The sequence below is a fragment of the Nitratireductor sp. GCM10026969 genome, from assembly GCF_042660605.1.
In the GTDB taxonomy this organism is placed as follows: domain Bacteria; phylum Pseudomonadota; class Alphaproteobacteria; order Rhizobiales; family Rhizobiaceae; genus Chelativorans.
In genome coordinates this window covers 1-18,189 of the sequence record NZ_JBHSUM010000083.1, presented here as the reverse complement: position 1 = coordinate 18,189, position 18,189 = coordinate 1, and the positions used below count along the sequence as shown (strand labels likewise).

The 18,189-nt window shown below is 64.9% G+C and carries 16 protein-coding genes and 1 pseudogene; 10 read left to right on the top strand and 7 right to left on the bottom strand.

Annotated elements, in window-relative coordinates:
- The 7 genes from infB to ACFP9U_RS16075 all read left to right on the top strand — a co-directional run.
- Positions 1-1,936: translation initiation factor IF-2 (gene infB, locus ACFP9U_RS16105; RefSeq protein WP_378622954.1), on the top strand; the 1,936-nt coding region annotated here is incomplete at its 5' end.
- A gap of 173 nt (positions 1,937-2,109) precedes the next feature.
- Positions 2,110-2,553 (top strand): 30S ribosome-binding factor RbfA, encoded by a 444-nt coding sequence (gene rbfA / locus ACFP9U_RS16100; RefSeq protein WP_378622953.1) that lies wholly within the window; start codon positions 2,110-2,112, stop codon positions 2,551-2,553.
- A gap of 24 nt (positions 2,554-2,577) precedes the next feature.
- Positions 2,578-3,513, top strand: coding sequence for a tRNA pseudouridine(55) synthase TruB (gene truB / locus ACFP9U_RS16095; RefSeq protein ID WP_378622951.1), 936 nt, complete (start codon positions 2,578-2,580; stop codon positions 3,511-3,513).
- 87 nt (positions 3,514-3,600) lie between these two features.
- Entirely contained in the window at positions 3,601-5,355 is a 1,755-nt protein-coding gene (locus ACFP9U_RS16090; RefSeq protein WP_378622949.1) for a sensor histidine kinase, read from the top strand.
- Between the two features lie 42 nt (positions 5,356-5,397).
- On the top strand, positions 5,398-5,775 hold the full coding sequence (rpsO, locus tag ACFP9U_RS16085; RefSeq protein WP_378622956.1) for a 30S ribosomal protein S15: 378 nt from the start codon (positions 5,398-5,400) through the stop codon (positions 5,773-5,775).
- Between the two features lie 248 nt (positions 5,776-6,023).
- Positions 6,024-8,171 carry a polyribonucleotide nucleotidyltransferase gene (pnp, locus tag ACFP9U_RS16080; protein ID WP_378622948.1) on the top strand — a complete coding sequence of 716 codons (2,148 nt, stop codon included), beginning with the start codon at positions 6,024-6,026 and terminating at the stop codon, positions 8,169-8,171.
- A 230-nt stretch (positions 8,172-8,401) separates the two neighbouring features.
- Positions 8,402-9,415: a class I SAM-dependent methyltransferase gene (locus tag ACFP9U_RS16075; RefSeq protein ID WP_378622946.1), complete on the top strand. Its 1,014-nt coding sequence runs from the start codon at positions 8,402-8,404 to the stop codon at positions 9,413-9,415.
- 51 nt (positions 9,416-9,466) lie between these two features.
- On the opposite strand, the gene fabI is transcribed toward ACFP9U_RS16075, so the two are convergent.
- The 3 genes from fabI to fabA are packed head-to-tail and all read right to left on the bottom strand — an operon-like array spanning position 9,467 to position 12,102.
- A complete protein-coding gene (fabI, locus tag ACFP9U_RS16070; protein WP_378622945.1) occupies positions 9,467-10,297 on the bottom strand; it encodes an enoyl-ACP reductase FabI in 831 nt (276 codons plus the stop codon).
- Positions 10,298-10,308: 11 nt separating this feature from the next.
- Positions 10,309-11,529, bottom strand: coding sequence for a beta-ketoacyl-ACP synthase I (fabB, locus tag ACFP9U_RS16065; protein ID WP_378622943.1), 1,221 nt, complete (start codon positions 11,527-11,529; stop codon positions 10,309-10,311).
- 57 nt (positions 11,530-11,586) lie between these two features.
- The gene (gene fabA, locus ACFP9U_RS16060; protein ID WP_378622942.1) at positions 11,587-12,102 is read right to left on the bottom strand and encodes a 3-hydroxyacyl-[acyl-carrier-protein] dehydratase FabA; all 516 of its coding nucleotides are present in this window, start codon (positions 12,100-12,102) and stop codon (positions 11,587-11,589) included.
- 228 nt (positions 12,103-12,330) lie between these two features.
- Between fabA and irrA the strand changes: the two genes are divergently transcribed.
- A complete protein-coding gene (gene irrA / locus ACFP9U_RS16055) occupies positions 12,331-12,762 on the top strand; it encodes an iron response transcriptional regulator IrrA (RefSeq protein ID WP_322454022.1) in 432 nt (143 codons plus the stop codon).
- Positions 12,763-12,836: 74 nt separating this feature from the next.
- On the opposite strand, the gene ACFP9U_RS16050 is transcribed toward irrA, so the two are convergent.
- Positions 12,837-13,388: an SH3 domain-containing protein gene (locus ACFP9U_RS16050; RefSeq protein ID WP_378622940.1), complete on the bottom strand. Its 552-nt coding sequence runs from the start codon at positions 13,386-13,388 to the stop codon at positions 12,837-12,839.
- A 209-nt stretch (positions 13,389-13,597) separates the two neighbouring features.
- Here ACFP9U_RS16050 and ACFP9U_RS16045 point away from each other — a divergent pair, with 209 nt between their 5' ends.
- A complete protein-coding gene (locus ACFP9U_RS16045; protein ID WP_322454020.1) occupies positions 13,598-14,599 on the top strand; it encodes a 2-hydroxyacid dehydrogenase in 1,002 nt (333 codons plus the stop codon).
- 15 nt (positions 14,600-14,614) lie between these two features.
- Here the strand turns inward: ACFP9U_RS16045 and ACFP9U_RS16040 are convergent, their stop codons facing one another.
- Positions 14,615-16,042 carry a PLP-dependent aminotransferase family protein gene (locus tag ACFP9U_RS16040; protein ID WP_378622938.1) on the bottom strand — a complete coding sequence of 476 codons (1,428 nt, stop codon included), beginning with the start codon at positions 16,040-16,042 and terminating at the stop codon, positions 14,615-14,617.
- 81 nt (positions 16,043-16,123) lie between these two features.
- Here ACFP9U_RS16040 and ACFP9U_RS16035 point away from each other — a divergent pair, with 81 nt between their 5' ends.
- On the top strand, positions 16,124-16,987 hold the full coding sequence (locus ACFP9U_RS16035; RefSeq protein ID WP_378622936.1) for a DMT family transporter: 864 nt from the start codon (positions 16,124-16,126) through the stop codon (positions 16,985-16,987).
- Positions 16,988-17,048: 61 nt separating this feature from the next.
- Here ACFP9U_RS16035 and ACFP9U_RS16030 read toward each other — a convergent pair whose 3' ends face one another.
- A complete protein-coding gene (locus tag ACFP9U_RS16030; RefSeq protein ID WP_378622935.1) occupies positions 17,049-17,822 on the bottom strand; it encodes a molybdopterin-synthase adenylyltransferase MoeB in 774 nt (257 codons plus the stop codon).
- A gap of 31 nt (positions 17,823-17,853) precedes the next feature.
- A pseudogene (locus ACFP9U_RS16025) lies at positions 17,854-18,189 on the bottom strand (DNA replication and repair protein RecF); the annotation flags it as partial.

Here is an 18,189-nt window from a genome sequence, read left to right as displayed (position 1 = left end):
GCCCGAGGCGCCGGCCCGTCCGGCCAAGCCGCGCGGCGAGGAGCCGCGCCGGCGCGGCAAGCTGACCCTCAATTCCGCGCTCTCCGACGAGGAGACCCGCAGCCGCTCGCTGTCCGCGATGCGCCGCCGTCAGGAGAAGTTCAAGCGCTCGCAGCACCAGGAGCCGCGCGAGAAGATCGTGCGCGAGGTGGTCATTCCCGAGACGATCACCATCCAGGAGCTGGCCGGCCGCATGGCCGAGCGCGCCGTCGACGTCGTGAAATACTTCATGAAGCAGGGCCAGATGATGAAGCCCGGCGACGTGATCGACGCCGATATGGCGGAACTCGTGGTCGTTGAATTTGGCCATACCGCCAAGCGCGTGGCCGAGTCGGATGTGGAAGAAGGTCTTTTCGACATCGCCGACAAGTCCGAGGACCTCAAGCCGCGGCCGCCGGTGGTCACCATCATGGGCCATGTCGACCACGGCAAGACCTCGCTGCTCGACGCCATCCGCCATGCCAACGTGGTCTCCGGCGAGGCCGGCGGGATCACCCAGCACATCGGCGCCTACCAGGTGGAGCAGGACGGACAGGCGATCACCTTCATCGACACGCCGGGCCACGCCGCCTTCACCGCCATGCGCGCCCGCGGCGCCCAGGCGACGGATATCGCCGTCCTGGTGGTCGCCGCCGACGACAGCGTGATGCCGCAGACGATCGAATCCATCAATCATGCCAAGGCGGCTGGTGTGCCGATCATCGTGGCCATCAACAAGATCGACAAGCCGGAGGCCGACGCGCAGAAAGTGCGCACGGAGCTTCTCCAGCACGAGGTCTTCGTGGAATCCATGGGCGGCGACGTGCTGGACGTCGAGGTTTCCGCCGTTAAAGGCACCAATCTCGACAGGCTTTTGGAGGCGGTTCTCCTCCAGGCCGAGATCCTGGAGCTCAAGGCTAATCCGGAGCGCACCGCCGAAGGTGTGGTCATCGAGGCCAAGCTCGACCGGGGCCGCGGTTCCGTGGCCACGGTGCTGGTGCAGGCCGGAACGCTGAAGCCCGGTGACATCATCGTCGCCGGCAACGAGTGGGGCCGCGTTCGCGCGCTGGTCAACGAGCGCGGCGAGCAGGTCAAGGAGGCGGGGCCGTCCACGCCGGTAGAGATCCTCGGTCTTCAGGGCACGCCGCAGGCCGGCGACCGTTTCGCCGTGGTCGAGAACGAGGCGCGCGCCCGCGAGATCTCCGAATACCGCCAGCGCAAGGCACGTGAGCGTGCCGTGGCGCGTCAGGCCGGAAGCCGCGGCTCACTCGAGCAGATGATGTCGCAGCTCCAGTCGAGCGGCATGAAGGAGTTCCCGCTCATCATCAAGGGTGATGTGCAGGGTTCGATCGAGGCCATCGTCGCCGCGCTCGACAAGCTGGGGACGGACGAGGTGCGTGCGCGCATCGTTCATTCCGGCGCGGGCGCGATCACCGAGAGCGACGTCACGCTGGCCGAGACCTCGGAGGCCGCCATCATCGGCTTCAACGTCCGCGCCAACAAGCAGGCGCGCGATGCGGCCGAACAGTCGGGCGTCGAAATTCGCTACTACAACATCATCTATGACCTGGTAGACGACATCAAGGCGGCCATGTCCGGCCTGCTTTCGCCCGAACGGCGCGAGACGTTCCTCGGCAATGCCGAGATCCTTGAGGTCTTCAACATCACCAAGGTCGGCAAGGTGGCCGGCTGCCGTGTCACCGAAGGCAAGGTCGAGCGCGGTGCCGGCGTGCGCCTCATCCGCGACAATGTCGTGATCCACGAGGGCAAGCTGAAGACGCTCAAGCGCTTCAAGGACGAGGTGTCGGAAGTGCCCGGCGGCCAGGAATGCGGCATGGCCTTCGAGAACTACGAGGACATCCGCGTCGGCGACGTCATCGAGGCCTACCGCGTCGAGATGGTGACGCGGACGCTGTAAAGGGGCGACGAGTAACGCTTTCACCCTCATCCGGCTAGGAGGAGGGTGAAGGCGAGGCAAGCCTCAAGGCAAGCTTCGGCGCAAATGTACAGGCGCAGACACGAGCCCTCGTGGTGAGCCCGTCGAACCGCAACTGACGGGCACATCCTGAATGAACCTTTTGCAAAGCGTCGATGCGCGTGTCGGCGCAATCCTTTTCCAAGAGACGAACCATGGCTACTTCCGCCCCGTCACAACGACAGCTTCGCGTCGGTGAGCAGGCCCGCCACGCGCTGGCGGAAATCCTCCAACGCGGTGACGTGCGCGATCCGCAGATTGAAGGTGCGGTCATCTCGGTCTCCGAGGTGCGCATGTCCCCTGATCTGAAGATCGCCACAGCCTTCGTCTCACCGCTCGGCTCTGAGGAGAAGGAGGCGGTCGTCGACGCCCTCAATCGCAACGCGCGCTTTATTCGCGGCCGCGCCGCGCCCGCGCTCAGGCAGTTGAAATACATGCCCGAATTCCGTTTTCGCCTGGACACGAGTTTCGAGAATTTCGACAAGATCGACAAGCTCTTGAAATCGCCGGAAGTGGCGCGGGACCTGGACAAGGATGACGATGAGGACGATGAACGGTAGCCGGTACCTGAGGAGGCTTGCCTGATGGCGCGCCGGGGAAAGAAGGGCAGGCCTGTTTCCGGCTGGCTGGTGCTGGACAAGCCCGCCGGCATGGGCTCGACCGACGCCGTCTCCAAGGTGAAGTGGCTTTTCAAGGCGCAGAAGGCGGGCCATGCCGGCACGCTCGACCCGCTTGCCTCCGGCATGCTGCCCATCGCCGTGGGAGAGGCGACCAAGACGGTGCCTTATGTGATGGAAGGTGCCAAGGTCTACCGCTTCACCGTCGCCTGGGGCGAGGAACGCTCGACGGACGACCTGGAAGGGCCGGTGGTCAAAAGCTCAAAAAAGCGTCCCTCGGAGGCCGAGATCCGGGCGCTTCTGCCTCGCTACACCGGCCTCATCATGCAGACACCCCCACAGTTCTCCGCCGTGAAGATCGGCGGCGAGCGCGCCTACGATCTGGCGCGCGGAGGGGAGACGGTGGAAATCGCTGCCCGCGAGGTGGAAATCGGCCGGCTCGACATTGTCGAGATGCCCGAATCCGGACGCACCGTGCTGGAGGTCGAGTGCGGGAAAGGAACCTATGTGCGCTCCATCGCCCGTGACCTGGGGCGTGATCTCGGTTGCTACGGCCACGTGGCCGACCTGCGGCGCACGGAGGTCTATCCCTTCGAGGCGGAGCAACTCGTTACGATGAAGGCGCTTGAGGAAGCGGCCGCGGAAGCGACCGACGAGGAGGAGCGCTTTGCTGCACTCGACGGCTGTCTGATGGATATCGCCGCCGCCCTCGACGGCCTTCCGGAGGTGGTCTTGAGCGATGATGCGGCGGCGCGCATCCGCCTTGGAAATCCGGTGATCGTGCGCGGACGGGACGCGCCGGTGGAAGCGCCCGAGGCCTGGGCCAGCGCGCGCGGCCGGTTGGTGGCGATCGGCGTGGTCGAGGCAGGCAAGTTCAAGCCGAAACGCGTTTTCGGTCAGTAAACGCTTCGCATTGCGCGCGGCGTTTCAGGTACTTGCAACGCTTGCCCGACTTTAGCATTGAGACAATGATGCGGGTTGGACAGGCACATGGCCAGGCAAGACGTGGAAACGGATGAGAGCGCTCCCTTTGCGGCGCCGGGCGGATTCGCCCAGCGGCTGCGTGCCGGACTGACCAGTCCGAAGCCGATCAGCTTTTTTCTGTTTCTGTTCATTGCCGCAACCATTATCCCCGCCTTCGCCATCTCGATCGTCCTGCTACAGCGCAACGATGCGGCGCAGAGGGAGGTGGTCAACACCCTTACGGAAGCCATGGCAAGTTCGGTCGCGGAGGCGGTCGATCGCGAACTGAGCGGAATGTTGACCACGCTCAGGGTGCTTTCCACCACGCCGACGCTGGCGGCGGACAATATTCCGGATTTCTACGACCGTGCAAAACTGGCGCTCGCGGGCACCGGATCCTATCTGATCCTGCTCGACGAGAATCTGGGCCAGATGCTGAATACACGAGTGCCGTATGGTACCGAGCTCGATCCTACCTCGGACCCGAGATCTGCACAGACGGCGCTCGACTCGCGCGCGGCCACGATCTCGGGCGTCTTCTTCGGCCGTACGTCGGGCAAATGGGTGTTCAACGTCATTCTACCCTATCTGGTTGATAATCGTGAGCCGCGCCTGCTGGTGATGACTCGCGATGCGGTGTCCCTGGCCAACACCCTTTCCCAGCAGATGCTCCGCGGTGGCTGGAACGCCTCCCTGATCGACCGCGATGGCACCGTGATCGTCTCCTCCTATCTCTCCTCCGATATTGGCAAGCCCTTTTTCCTCGACATCGACAGCGGCGTGTCACCGCAGATTGCCCGGCCTCGTGAGCCGGAGGAGGGCAATTTTCAGGAGGACTCCTATGTCACCATTGTCGAGGAATCGGATCTCAGCGGCTGGAAAGTGGTGGTGTGGGCGCCGAGCTCCTCCGTGGAGGAGCCGATGCGGCGTTCGCTGCGCCTGCTCCTGGGAGGCAGCCTGATCATCATCGCCATCGGCATGGCGGCGGCCTGGTTCCTGGGCCGTCAGATCGCCAAACCGGTGCGCCGTCTGGCGGACGACGCGCGGCGCCTGGGCGCCGGCGAGCCGGTCAAGGCGGCGATCTATCCCATCGCCGAGGTGACCACCGTCTCGGCGGCTCTGGCCGAAGCGGCGGGAGACAGGAAGCAGGCCGAGAACGAGATCAGGCTTCTCATGCGCGAAGTGGCGCACCGGGCCAAGAACCAGCTCACCGTCGTCGCGTCCATGGCCAAGCAGACGGCACGCAATGCCCGCTCGCTGCCGACCTTCCTCGATTCCTTCCAGAAGCGGCTCTATGGCCTGGCGCGCTCGACCGACCTCTTGATCGCCGGCGGCGCGACCGGCGTGGAGCTGCGCGAGCTTCTGCTGGCACAAATCGAGCCGTTCAGACCCGACGACGCCAAGCGGCTGGAGCTTTCCGGTCCGCACTTCCGGCTGGCCAGCCAGGCCGCCCAGACGATCGGCCTTGCGATTCACGAACTGGCCACCAACGCCTCGAAATACGGCGCGTTCGCAACCAGGAGCGGCCGGCTTTCGATCTCCTGGCGCGTGGAGGATGAGAAGCTGGTTATCCACTGGCGGGAGCATCTGGCACGCCTCAGCCGACGCCGTCCGGTGAAGTTCGGCTTTGGAACCGAGATCATCGAACGGATGCTCGGCGGTACGCTTGACGCCGAGATCGAGCGCACCTTCCACCGTGACGGTCTGGAGTGCGTTTTCAGGATCCCGGTCGAGCGCGTGCTGCCGGATCGCGCCCACCGCGCTCCCGACGCCGGGCACTGACCCGATTGCGCTTTTGGCTGGCAATCCCCCCCACAATGCACTATATGCGCGGCGGTATCGCGTGCTCAGCCGCGCGATGGCAACGGCCCTGGCTGGACGACATCCCGGCCATGGGCGGCAAGTTCCTCGAATGACAGAAAGGATGTTTCGATGTCGATTACTGCCGAGCGCAAGCAGGAGCTTTTGAAGGAATTCGCGACCGCCAGCGGCGACACCGGTTCGCCGGAAGTCCAGGTCGCCATCCTGACCGAGCGCATCAAGAACCTGACCGAGCACTTCAAGGACCACAAGAAGGACAACCATTCCCGCCGTGGTCTGCTCAAGCTCGTCTCGCAGCGCCGCCGTCTCCTCGACTACGTGAAGAGGAAGGACGAGAGCCGCTACAAGACGTTGATCGAGCGGCTCGGGGTGCGTCGTTAGTTTCGGCCGGCGGGCTCCTCGGGGCCCGCCGCCGTTTATCGCCCGGCGCCGAGGCGCGGGCGAATGCCTCTGGATAAGGAGGCGCACGACGGACAGGTCATGGGGCAGGATTGCAGGATGCTTGTCGCGCCGGGGCGGCGCGAACCCAAGCCTCCCGTTGTCTTGCCCATGGCTCGTCCCGAATGAAAGCGAGCAAGGATCCGCATGCCGGAGGCGGCGTGGGGACCTTCGGTTAACAAGGACAAGACATGTTCAATCAGCACAAAGTGGAAATCGAGTGGGGTGGGCGTCCGCTCACCCTGGAGACAGGCAAGATCGCCCGCCAGGCGGACGGCGCCGTGCTTGCCACCTATGGCGAGACGGTGGTTCTGGCCACGGTCGTTTCGGCGAAGGAGCCCAAGCCGGGCCTCGACTTCTTCCCGCTCACCGTCAACTATCAGGAGAAGACTTTCGCCGCCGGCAAGATCCCGGGCGGCTTTTTCAAGCGTGAAGGACGCCCGAGCGAGAAGGAGACGCTGACGTCGCGCCTGATCGACCGGCCGATCCGTCCGCTCTTCGTCGACGGCTACAAGAACGACACGCAGGTCGTCCTGACCGTGCTGCAGCACGATCTGGAGAACGATCCCGACATCGTGGCCATGGTCGCGGCGTCCGCCGCCCTGACGCTTTCCGGCGTGCCCTTCATGGGGCCGATCGGTGCCGCGCGCGTCGGCTATATCGGCGGCGAGTACGTGCTCAATCCGCATATCGACGAGATGGAGGAGACCAAGCTCGATCTCGTGGTCGCCGGCACGCAGGACGCCGTCCTGATGGTGGAATCGGAGGCACATCAGCTTCCCGAGGACGTCATGCTGGGCGCGGTCATGTTCGGCCACAAGAGCTTCCAGTCCGTCATCGACGCGATCATCAAGCTGGCCGAGGTAGCAGCGAAGGAGCCGCGCGAGTTCCTCCCCGAGGATCTTTCCGAACTCGAGGGCGAGATGCTGAAGGTCGTCGAGAACGACCTGCGCGAGGCCTACAAGATCACCGACAAGCAGGCCCGTTATACGGCCGTCGACGCGGCCAAGACCAAGGTGAAGGAGACCTTCCTTCCCGAGGACGCCGAGGACGCGAAGTGGACATCGGAGCAGGTTTCCACCGTCTTCAAGGCGCTCCAGGCCAAGATCGTGCGCTGGAACATTCTCGACACCGGCGGCCGCATCGACGGGCGCGACCTGAAGACCGTGCGTCCCATCTCGGCGGAAGTCGGCGTCTTCCCGCGCACCCACGGTTCCGCCATCTTTACCCGCGGCGAGACGCAGGCCATGGTGGTCGCCACGCTCGGCACCGGGGAGGACGAGCAGTATGTCGACGCGCTGACCGGCACCTACAAGGAAACGTTCCTCCTGCACTACAACTTCCCGCCCTATTCGGTGGGCGAGACGGGCCGCATGGGTTCGCCCGGCCGGCGCGAGATCGGTCACGGCAAGCTCGCCTGGCGCGCCGTTCATCCGCTCCTGCCCGCCCCGGAGCAGTTCCCCTATACGCTTCGCGTGGTCTCGGAGATCACCGAGTCGAACGGCTCCTCTTCCATGGCCACCGTCTGCGGCACCTCGCTGGCGCTGATGGATGCGGGCGTGCCGCTCTCAAAGCCCGTCGCCGGCATCGCCATGGGCCTCATCAAGGAAGACGATCGCTTTGCCGTCCTCTCCGATATCCTGGGCGACGAAGACCATCTCGGCGATATGGACTTCAAGGTCGCCGGTACGGATGACGGTATCACCTCGCTGCAGATGGACATCAAGATCACCGGCATCACCGAGGAGATCATGAAGGTCGCCCTCGATCAGGCCAAGGACGGGCGCCTGCACATTCTCGGCGAGATGTCCAAGGCGCTGTCGGAGAGCCGCGGTGAGCTGGGCGAATTCGCCCCGCGCATCGAGGTGATGCAGATCCCGACCGACAAGATCCGCGACGTGATCGGCACGGGCGGCAAGATCATCCGCGAGATCGTGGAAAAGACCGGCGCCAAGATCAACATCGACGACGACGGCACGGTCAAGATCGCCTCCTCCAACGGCAAGGAGATCGAGGCCGCCCGCAAGTGGATCCACTCCATCACCGCCGAGCCGGAGGTGGGCGAGATCTATGAGGGCACCGTCGTCAAGACCGCCGACTTTGGCGCCTTCGTCAACTTCTTCGGCCCCAAGGATGGCCTGGTGCACATCTCGCAGCTCGCGCCCGAGCGCGTGCAGAAGACCACCGACGTCGTCAAGGAAGGCGACAAGGTCTTCGTCAAACTGATGGGCTTCGACGAGCGCGGCAAGGTGCGCCTGTCCATGAAGGTCGTGGATCAGGAGACGGGCAAGGAAATCGCGCGCGAGAAGAAGGAAGCGACGGAAGAGGCCGAGGGCTGATCCTTTCGCATTCGCTCTATTGAAAAACGGGCGCGGCCATGCCGCGCCCGTTTTTCTTTGTCTTGCAACGATGCTTGGGCATTCAGGTCACGGCATGATCGGCAGAGGAGAGCTGGCGCGCCTTTTCGACATTTTGCCTTGTCCTGGACTGCCGTCGGTGAGGGAGACTTGCAATATCTGTCGGCTGGCGCCGGTCCCACTTTTCCTGGAATTGATTTATAGAACCTCCCATGAACGAAGCGCTTCCCACCCTCCTCTTCCCCTTCGATCGCGGCATGCTCGATGCCCCGGCAGCGGGCGAGCGCGTGCTTTTCGTCGGGGCGCGGGCGGGGCTCCATCTGCCCGACGGCTTTGCCGCCGCGTTCCATCTCGTGCAAGGCTTCCGGCCGGACTATCTGGCGCTGGAGCGGGCCGGCTTCATCGTCACGCCGGAAGCGGAACACGAGGGCTACGACGCCGCAATCCTGCTTATGACCCGCCATCGCCGCGGGAATGAAAACGCCCTCGCGGAGACGCTGCAGCGTGTGAAACCTGGCGGACTGATCGTCGCGGCAGGCACGAAGACGGATGGTGCGGCGAGCTTCCGTAAACGCATGGCCGGGCTTATGCCGCTGGAGGACCATGCCGCAAAGCATCACGGCATCGTCTTCTGGCTGAGGCGTCCGGACGAACTGTCTCCGGCGGTGACCGAAGCGCTGGCGCCTGCCGGAGCTTCCGCCGCCGCTGGCTTCGAGACGGCCCCGGGCGGCTTCTCCGAGGATGGCATAGACGCAGGCTCACGCCTTTTGGCCGACAACCTGCCGGACGACCTTGCCGGCGACATCGCCGACTTCGCCGCCGGCTGGGGCTATCTTGCTACGTGCGTGGCCGGGCGCTTCGCGCCCCGCTCGCTCGACCTTTACGAAGCGCATTTCGCCTCGCTGGAGGCGGCGAAACGGAATATGGCGGCCCATGCGCCCGGCCGCCCCTGCGGCTTCTTCTGGCAAGATCTTCTGGGGGAACCGGTCGAGCGCCGTTATGACGCGATCGTCATGAACCCGCCCTTTCACACCGGCCGCGCGGCGGAGCCCGGAGTTGGCGGCCGCATGATCGCCGTCGCGGCCGGGGCGCTGAGGCCCGGCGGCAGGCTGTTTCTCGTCGCCAACCGTCCGCTGCCCTACGAGGCGGCGATGGAAAGCGCCTTTCCACGCCACGGTGAAATCTGCCGCGATGCCATGTTCAAGGTGCTGTGGGGGCGGCGATAGGGCGGCCGTTCAGTCGCAATGCGAAAATGCACTATGAGCGGTGCCGAGCGGTTACTTCTCCGCCTCCGCCTCCTCGGCTGCCTCGCCGGACTGCTTCAACTCGTCCAGCGTGGGCATCGACACGATGTTGTAGCCCGAATCCACATAGTGGATTTCCCCTGTCACGCCGGACGAAAGGTCCGACAAGAGGTAGAGCGCCGAGCCGCCGATCTCGTCGATCGAGACGGTGCGGCGCAGCGGCGAGTTGCGGCTCTGATAGGTGAACATATGCCGCGCGTCGGAGATGCCGGCGCCGGCCAGCGTGCGCACCGGCCCTGCCGAGATGGCGTTCACGCGGATGCCGCGCGGGCCGTAATCGTTGGCCAGATACCGCACGCTCGCCTCGAGCCCCGCCTTGGCCACGCCCATCACATTGTAGTTCGGCATGACGCGCACGGAGCCGGCATAGGTGAGGGTCAGCAGGCTGCCGCCCTTGTCCATCATCGCCGCCGCATGCCGCGCGACTTCCGTGAAGGAGTAGCAGGAGATCACCATGGTGCGGATGAAGTTCTCCCGCGTGGTGTTCGCGTAGAGGCCCTTGAGCTCGTTGCGGTCGGAAAAGCCGATCGCGTGCACCAGGAAGTCGAGCGATCCCCACTCATTCGCCAGCGTCTCGAACACATTGTCGATCGTGGCGCTGTCTTCCACGTCGCAGGGCAGGAGAAGCTTGGAACCCACCTGTTCCGCGAGTGGCTTGACGCGACGGCCGAATGCCTCGCCCTGATAGGTGAAGGCCAGTTCCGCCCCGTGCTGGGCAAGCCTTTTTGCGATCCCCCAGGCGATCGAATGGTTGTTGGCGACCCCCATGACGAGGCCGCGCTTGCCCTTCATGAAACCTTCCATCGCCCGTTCCTTCAGTCTGCGTAACGCTGGAAAACGAGCGTCGCGTTGGTCCCGCCGAAGCCGAAGGAGTTCGAAAGCACCGTGTCTATCTTGGCGTTGTCGATGCGCTTGCGCACGATCGGTACACCTTCGAATTCGGGGTCCAGTTCCTCGATGTGCGCGCTCTCGCCGATGAAGCCTCCCCGCATCATCAAGAGCGCGTAGATCGACTCCTGCACCCCCGCCGCGCCGAGCGAATGGCCGGTGAGCGACTTGGTCGAGGCGATGTGGGGCATCTCGTCTCCGAAGATCTCGCGGATCGCCTCCACCTCGCGCGAATCCCCTACTTCCGTGGCGGTGCCGTGGGTGTTGATGTAGTCGACCTTGCCCTTCACGGTGGACAGCGCCTGGCGCATGCAGCGCACGGCGCCTTCGCCCGAGGGGGCCACCATGTCGAAGCCGTCGGAGGTGGCACCGTAGCCCGTGAGCTCGCCATAGATCTTGGCGCCGCGCGCTTTGGCATGCTCCAGCTCTTCCAGCACCAGAACGCCCGCGCCGCCGGCGATCACGAAGCCGTCGCGGTTGACGTCATAGGCGCGCGAGGCCTTGTCGGGCGTGTCGTTGAACTTGGACGACATGGCGCCCATGGCATCGAACAGGTTCGACATGGTCCAGTCGAGATCCTCGTGCCCTCCGGCGAAGACCATGTCCTGCTTGCCCCACTGGATGAGCTCGGCGGCGTTGCCGATGCAGTGCGCCGAGGTCGAGCAGGCCGACGTTATCGTATAGTTCACGCCGTGGATCTTGAACCAGGTCGCGAGTGTTGCCGAAGCCGTGGACGACATGGCTTTCGGCACGGCGAAGGGGCCGATGCGCTTCGGCGAGCCCTTCTCGCGGGTCGTGTCGGCCGCCTCGACGATGGTGCGCGTCGATGGTCCGCCGGACCCCATGATGATGCCGGTGCGCTCATTGGTGATGTCGTTCTCCTCCAGCCCGGCATCGGCAATGGCCTGCTCCATCGCGACATGGTTCCAGGCGCCGCCCTTGGAGAGAAAGCGCATGGCTCGCCGGTCGACCAGTTCCGTCGGGTCGAGCGTCGGCGCGCCCCAGACCCGGCATCGGAAGCCGTGCTCGGCGAACGCCTCTGAATAGCTGATGCCCGACTTGGCATCGCGCAGCGAGGCCTTGACCTCCTCGGCATTGTTGCCGATCGACGAAACGATACCGAGGCCGGTGACTACGACGCGTCTCATGTCGCTCTCCCTGGGGCTTTGAGGCGGGTCGCCCGCATCTGTTGAAAGTGCCGCGGCCTATGCCGCATCCTGCTTGAACAGACCGACCCGCAGGTCGGAAGCCTTGTATATGGTCTCACCGTCGGCCTTTAGCCAGCCGTCGCCGATGCCGAGCACGAGGCGGCCGCGCATCACGCGCTTGAAGTCGACGCCGTATTCCACGCGCTTGACATCCGGCGTGACCATGCCGCTGAACTTGACCTCTCCGGTGGAGATGGCGCGCCCCTTGCCGGGTTCGCCGAGCCAGCCGAGGAAGAATCCCGTCATTTGCCACATGGCGTCGAGGCCGAGACAACCCGGCATGACTGGATCGCCGATGAAGTGGCAATCGAAGAACCACAGGTCGGGCTTCACGTCGAGCTCGGCCCGGATATAGCCCTTGCCGAATTCACCGCCCTCAACCTGCACATCGGTGATGCGGTCGAACATGAGCATGGGCGGTGCCGGAAGCTGCGCATTGCCCGGGCCGAACAGCTCGCCGCGGGCACAGGCCAGGAGGTCTTCGTAACTGTAGCTGGATTTCGTCTGCGCCATGTAGTCTCGTTCTCATTCGCCGCCCTGCCGGGCCTTTTGGTCGTGTCTCCCTATCACAGCTTGTTTGCGGTAGGAAACAGGATCGCGCCATTATCCGGCGCCCGAATCGCGTGCTCTTGTGCATGGAGGCTCTATTGATCGCTTTTGCGTCCCGGAATATATGTGGGGCAGGCAAATGGCGTTCCTGATGCCGTACGAAATGACGCGAGAAGGGCAGGAAAGGTTTCCTTGACCGCTTTACGGACCCAACCGAACGGTGCCACGCTTGAGAAGCGCGTGCGCGAGGCGGGCCTGCGCCCCACGCGCCAGCGCGTCGCCTTGGCGCAGCTCCTGTTCGCGGAGGGCGACCGCCACATCTCGGCGGAGGAGTTGCACGAGGAAGCGCTGGGCGCCGGCGTCCGCGTTTCGCTGGCCACCGTCTACAACACGCTGCACCAGTTCACCGAGGCGGGCATGCTGCGCATCCTGCCGGTCGAAGGCTCGAAGACCTATTTCGACACCAATACCTCCGACCACCATCACTTCTTCCTGGAAGGCGAGAACCGCCTCGTCGACATTCCGGAAGGACCGGTGAGCGTGTCGAACCTGCCTGCCCCGCCCGACGGCATGGAGATCGCCCATGTCGACATCATGGTGCGGCTGCGCCCGCGCAGGCGGTAAGTCCCGGGCGCGGCAGCGTTCAGGCTTCTGCCAAAGTTGGATGTGCTTCAGGCGCAAGCTGGGTGGAAAAGCCGCTACTCCTCTATGATTTCGTCGGGATAAACCCCCCAGAGCGTGGCCTGGCGGATCCAGCCGGTGTGTCTGTTGAAATCCATGCGGCACCATTTTCCGTCGCATTCGCGTACCTCGCCGATCGCGCCGGGCTCCACTTCGGCCACCCGCTGCGCGTCCTCCCTCGGCCTGGCCAGGAGCGGCAGCGTCGTCGCCTTGCCCTTGAACCAGGGCGCGACGATGCCCGTGCGCCGGCCGGACAGGAGCGCCTGGTTGATCCAGCCTTCCGCCCCGTCGGCATCGCGCACCTGCCGCCAATTGTCATACTCCTGTATGATCTCCATCGGCAGGCCGCTTTTCGTGTAGAGCCATTTCACGGCGTAGCTGGTCCCCGGACCCACGCGCATGTTAACCCGCCCCGACTTGAGGCTGACGAAGCGCGGCAGCGGCAGGCCGCTGGGACCGCGCTCGGCCGCTCGCGCCTCGTTCGCCGAAACGGGCGGGGCGCCGGACACGACAATGGCCACCATGCATATCAGCACAAACACAAACCAGGCACGGGCCCAACGCGGCATACGAATACTCCCAGGCGAGATGGGGCTGCGCGGGTAGATGAAAAGCCCGACGCACCCCCGCAAAACGTGCGTTTTGCCTTTTTCTTTGTCTTCGCAGCGCCCGCTTGGTAGACACGAGGCCGTGGCCATAATGCGGGAGCCGCCTTGGCCCGCAGTGTCGCCGGTCTTGGTTAAAGAGGTCTCAACGGGAGGGGCGGTACGAGGTGCCGATGACCAGCAGGAAAAAGCCACTCGTCGTCATTACGCGCAAGCTGCCCGACCAGGTCGAGACGCGCATGCGGGAGCTTTTCGATGCGCGGCTGAACATCGACGACAGGCCTATGAGCCAGCCGGAGCTGGTCGCCGCGGTCAAGGAGGCGGATGTCTTGGTGCCCACCATCACCGACAGCATCGATGCCGCCCTCGTCGCCCAGGCGGGCGAGCAGCTCAAGCTGATCGCCAACTACGGAAACGGTGTCGACAATATCGACGTGCCGGCGGCGGCGGAAAAGGGAATCACCGTCACCAACACGCCCAATGTGCTCACCGAGGACACGGCCGACATGACCATGGCGCTGATGCTGGCCGTGCCGCGGCGGCTGACCGAAGGCGCCGCAGTGCTCACCGACGACGGCAAGTGGGCAGGCTGGTCGCCCACCTGGATGCTCGGCCGGCGCATCTGGGGCAAACGGCTCGGCATTGTCGGCATGGGCCGCATCGGCACGGCCGTGGCGCGCCGCGCCAAGGCCTTCGGCATTTCCATCCACTACCACAACCGCCACCGCGTGGCGCCGATGATCGAGGACGAGCTGGAGGCCACCTATTGGGACAGCCTCGACCAGATGCTCGCCCGCATGGACATCATCTCCGTCAACTGCCCCTCGACGCCAGCGACCTTCCACCTTCTGTCGGCGCGGCGGCTGGCGCTGATGCAGCCCTCCGCCTACGTCGTAAACACCGCCCGCGGCGACGTGGTCGACGAGGATGCGCTCATTCAGATGATCGAGGAGGGCAAGCTGGCCGGCGCCGGCCTCGACGTCTTCGAGCACGAGCCGGCGGTCAACCCGAAGCTGGTGCGCCTGGCGGCCAACGGCAAGGTGGTCATCCTCCCGCACATGGGCTCGGCCACGATCGAAGGGCGCATCGACATGGGCGAGAAGGTGATCATCAACATCCGTACCTTCTTCGACGGCCATCGCCCGCCCGACCGCGTGCTGCCGCGCAAGATTTGACCGGACACGAATGCGCTATTGCTTCCCGATCGCCGCTTCCAGCACTGTGTAGATACGCGGGTCCGACGACTGCGCGACATTGAAGCGCATGTAGTTCCTTGCGGATTGTGAAAGGGAAAAGACATTGCCGGGGGCGAGCACGACGCCTTCGGCAAGGGCGCTCCGCGCGATATCCGCCGCGTCCAAAGCGCCTGGAAGGCGGCACCAGAGGAACATGCCCGCCCTCGGCTCGATCCATGGGGTCACGCCGATCGATTCGAGGCGTGCGCGCGTCAGCGCCATCGCGCGCGACAGGCTGGCCCTCAGCCCGTCAATGTGCTTGCGGTAGGTGCCGTCCTGCAGAATGGCGAGAACGAGTTGCGAAGACATGTGCCCGCCGCCGAAGGATGTGGCGATCTTCAGGTCGACCAGCCGCTCGATCCAGTCGCGCCGCGCGGTCACGTATCCGCAGCGTACGGATGCCGACAGGGTCTTCGAGAAGCTGCCGATATGCACGACCCGCTCCAGGCCGTCGAAGGCGGCAAGCCGTGGCGAGGGCTCGTACTCGAAGTCGGAGAATATGTCGTCCTCGACAACGGTCAGGTCGTGCTCTTCCGCGAGCTTGAGAAGCCGGTGCGCGGCAAGGGGCGAGAACGTCGCGCCGGTCGGGTTGTGGAGCGCCGAATTGGTGATGTACAGGCGCGGCTTGTGCTCAGCCAGCGTCCGCCCGAAAGCCTCCATGTCCGGTCCCGACGGCGTGTAGGGGACGCCGACGATCTTCGCCCGGTGGGCGCGCAAAAGAGCGTGGAAATTGAAGTAGCAGGGGTCGTCGACGGCGACTGTATCGCCCGGCTCGATCAAGAGACGGCATAGCAGATCGATGGCCTGGGTGCCCGATTCCGTCAGCATGATCTGGTCCGGCGCGGCTTCGATGCCGTGCTCGCCCATCCTGCGGGCGAGCAGCCGCCGCAGGGGCGCCAGCCCGAGCGGCGTTCCGTAGTCGGTCAGCGTCGCGTCATCGCTGCGGGCAAGGCGGCGCAGAGCACGCCGGATGGCCGCTTCCGGCATCCACGATGCAGGCAGCCAGCCGCAACCGGGCTTCAGGATTCCATCCCCGGCCTCGAGCGATTGCCGCGAGACCCAGAATGGATCGACCGAACGGTCGAGCCGTGGACCGATCTCCACAAGGGACAGCGGGGTCGGTTGGGAGGTGACGAAAAAGCCCGAGCCGCGCCGCGAGGTGATGGCGCCTTCGGCGATCAGCCGATCATAGGCTTCGACGACGGTGGATTTGGACACCCGCATGGTTTCGGCGAGGCGGCGAATGGACGGTAGCTTCGCACCGGGCAGCAGCGCGCGCGAGGAGATCCGCTGCCGGATCGTCCCCATCACGTGCTCCACCAATGTCCCGCCCCGGCCTTCGGGCGCCGCCTCGTCTTCGTTCTGTACTGCTCTCATGACCATGACAGTTCATCAGGATTGTCATGCATTTTCACTGGCAAGTTCCATCGGCGCAACCGATACAGGATGAAAAAGAGGCATGCGATGGACAAGTTGGTAAGTGGGTGGGGCAATGGGCTGCTCGGTGTGTTGATCTTCAGCGGATCGCTCCCGGCGACCCGCGTTGCGGTTGCCGATTTCGATCCGGTGTTTCTCACCGCGGCAAGGGCGGCCGTCGCCGGGCTCCTGGCGGCGATGCTGTTGCTTGCCTTTCGGCAGAAGCGGCCTCGGCGGGGCGATCTCGGCGCACTGGGCCTAGTGGCGCTTGGCGTGGTGGTGGGCTTTCCCCTGCTGACGGCGATCGCCCTACAGCACATGACGTCGGCACGCTCTATCGTCTTCATCGGCCTTCTGCCGCTTGCGACAGCCATGTTCGGCGTATTGCGCGGCGGTGAAAGACCGCGCCTCGCTTTTTGGCTGTTCTCGGCAATGGGCAGCGCGCTTGTCGTCGGGTTTGCCTTCAGCGTCGGGGCAGACGCGACGACTTCGGGCGACCTTCTGATGCTCGCCGCCATCCTCGTGTGCGGACTTGGCTATGCGGAAGGCGCGAAGCTTTCCCGCAGGCTCGGCGGCTGGCAGGTCATATCCTGGGCACTGGTGCTGTCGCTGCCGGTAATGCTGGTTCTCGCCTGTTCGCTCATGCCGGCCTCCTGGCAAGGCATCGGCGGGCCGGCATGGTTGGGCCTGGTCTATGTCTCGCTCTTCAGCATGCTGATCGGCTTCGTATTCTGGTATCGCGGCCTCGCGCAGGGCGGCATCGCCTCCGTCGGCCAACTGCAATTGCTTCAGCCCTTTTTCGGCCTGGCGCTGGCCGCAACGCTGCTGCATGAGACCGTCAGCCTATCGATGCTCGTGACGACCGTCGCCGTGATCCTGTGCGTCTTGGCCGCCAGACGATTTGCCAACTAGGGCAGAAGAAGTGAAGACCGGTCTCCCGCGCGCGGGTTACGCAGAAGCAGATCGGGCCGGGTCAGGAACCGGCTTTATGTATGCCGAAGCGGATCGTCTCGAAGCGTGCCGACAGCGCGTCGTACATCAGGAGCCGCCCGACCAGCGGCTCGCCGATGCCGGTGATGAGCTTGATGACCTCCATCGCCTGCAGCGAGCCCATGACGCCGGTCAGCGCGCCGACGATACCGGCCTCCGCGCAGGACGGCACGACGCCTTCGGGCGGCGGATTGGGAAAGAGGTCGCGATAGCCGGGCAGGGCAGTGCCGTCGGCACGCCTTTCATACGGCTTGAGCACGGTGAGCGAACCGTCGAAGCGGCCCACCGCCGCCGTCACCAGCGGCCGGTTTTCCGCCGCACAGGCATCCGCCAGCGTGTAGCGCGCGGAGAAATTGTCCGATCCGTCCACCACCACGTCGTAGCTGGCGACGAGCGGCCGCGCATTCGCCGCGTCCAGCCGTGTCAGATGAGTCTCGACCGCCACATGCGGATTCAGCCGTCCGATCGCCATACGGGCGCTGTCCACCTTGGCCGCGCCGACCGAACCGGTGTCGTGGATGACCTGGCGCTGCAGATTGGACAGCGAGACCCGGTCGTCGTCGACGATGCCGAGCGTTCCAACGCCCGCCGCCGCCAGATAGGCCAGGACCGGTGCGCCCAGGCCGCCCGCGCCGAGCACCAGAACGCGCGCGCGTTTCAGCTTCTGCTGTCCCGCGCCGCCGATCTCCGGCAGCACGATATGGCGCGCATAGCGCTCCAGTTCCTCGGCGGAAAGAGCAGGGGAAAATTCATTCATGCGTAGACCATAGCGCGCCGATCGCGTCTTGTCAGGCGCTGGCCGGCATGACCGTTCCGCCCGCCACCGTGAGGAACTGGGCGCGCCCTTCAAGGCTGGAAAAAAGCGAGGCTTCCGTGCCGGTCATGAACGCCTGGCAGTTCAACTCCTCCAGGATGTCGAACAGGGCTGCGCGCCGTCCGGCGTCGAAATGGGCGGCGATTTCGTCGAGAAGCAGGATCGGCGCCGTGCCCGAAAGCTCCGCCGTCAGGCGCGCATGGGCGAGCACGAGGCCGACGAGCAGCGCCTTCTGCTCGCCGGTGGAGCAGTTTTCGGCCGGCATGTCCTTCGGTGCATGGCGCACGCGCAACTCGCTGCGGTGCGGCCC

What these genes read in the sequence shown, in the direction of transcription:
- fabB (WP_378622943.1), bottom strand. Translation starts at nt 11,529, where the DNA reads ATGAGACGCGTCGTAGTCACCGGCCTCGGTATCGTTTCGTCGATCGGC.
- ACFP9U_RS16040 (WP_378622938.1), bottom strand. Translation starts at nt 16,042, where the DNA reads ATGGTCATGAGAGCAGTACAGAACGAAGACGAGGCGGCGCCCGAAGGC.
- ACFP9U_RS16090 (WP_378622949.1), top strand. Translation starts at nt 3,601, where the DNA reads ATGGCCAGGCAAGACGTGGAAACGGATGAGAGCGCTCCCTTTGCGGCG.
- ACFP9U_RS16030 (WP_378622935.1), bottom strand. Translation starts at nt 17,822, where the DNA reads ATGAATGAATTTTCCCCTGCTCTTTCCGCCGAGGAACTGGAGCGCTAT.
- pnp (WP_378622948.1), top strand. Translation starts at nt 6,024, where the DNA reads ATGTTCAATCAGCACAAAGTGGAAATCGAGTGGGGTGGGCGTCCGCTC.
- ACFP9U_RS16035 (WP_378622936.1), top strand. Translation starts at nt 16,124, where the DNA reads ATGGACAAGTTGGTAAGTGGGTGGGGCAATGGGCTGCTCGGTGTGTTG.
- truB (WP_378622951.1), top strand. Translation starts at nt 2,578, where the DNA reads ATGGCGCGCCGGGGAAAGAAGGGCAGGCCTGTTTCCGGCTGGCTGGTG.
- fabI (WP_378622945.1), bottom strand. Translation starts at nt 10,297, where the DNA reads ATGGAAGGTTTCATGAAGGGCAAGCGCGGCCTCGTCATGGGGGTCGCC.
- ACFP9U_RS16050 (WP_378622940.1), bottom strand. Translation starts at nt 13,388, where the DNA reads ATGCCGCGTTGGGCCCGTGCCTGGTTTGTGTTTGTGCTGATATGCATG.
- fabA (WP_378622942.1), bottom strand. Translation starts at nt 12,102, where the DNA reads ATGGCGCAGACGAAATCCAGCTACAGTTACGAAGACCTCCTGGCCTGT.
- rbfA (WP_378622953.1), top strand. Translation starts at nt 2,110, where the DNA reads ATGCGCGTGTCGGCGCAATCCTTTTCCAAGAGACGAACCATGGCTACT.
- ACFP9U_RS16075 (WP_378622946.1), top strand. Translation starts at nt 8,402, where the DNA reads ATGAACGAAGCGCTTCCCACCCTCCTCTTCCCCTTCGATCGCGGCATG.
- ACFP9U_RS16045 (WP_322454020.1), top strand. Translation starts at nt 13,598, where the DNA reads ATGACCAGCAGGAAAAAGCCACTCGTCGTCATTACGCGCAAGCTGCCC.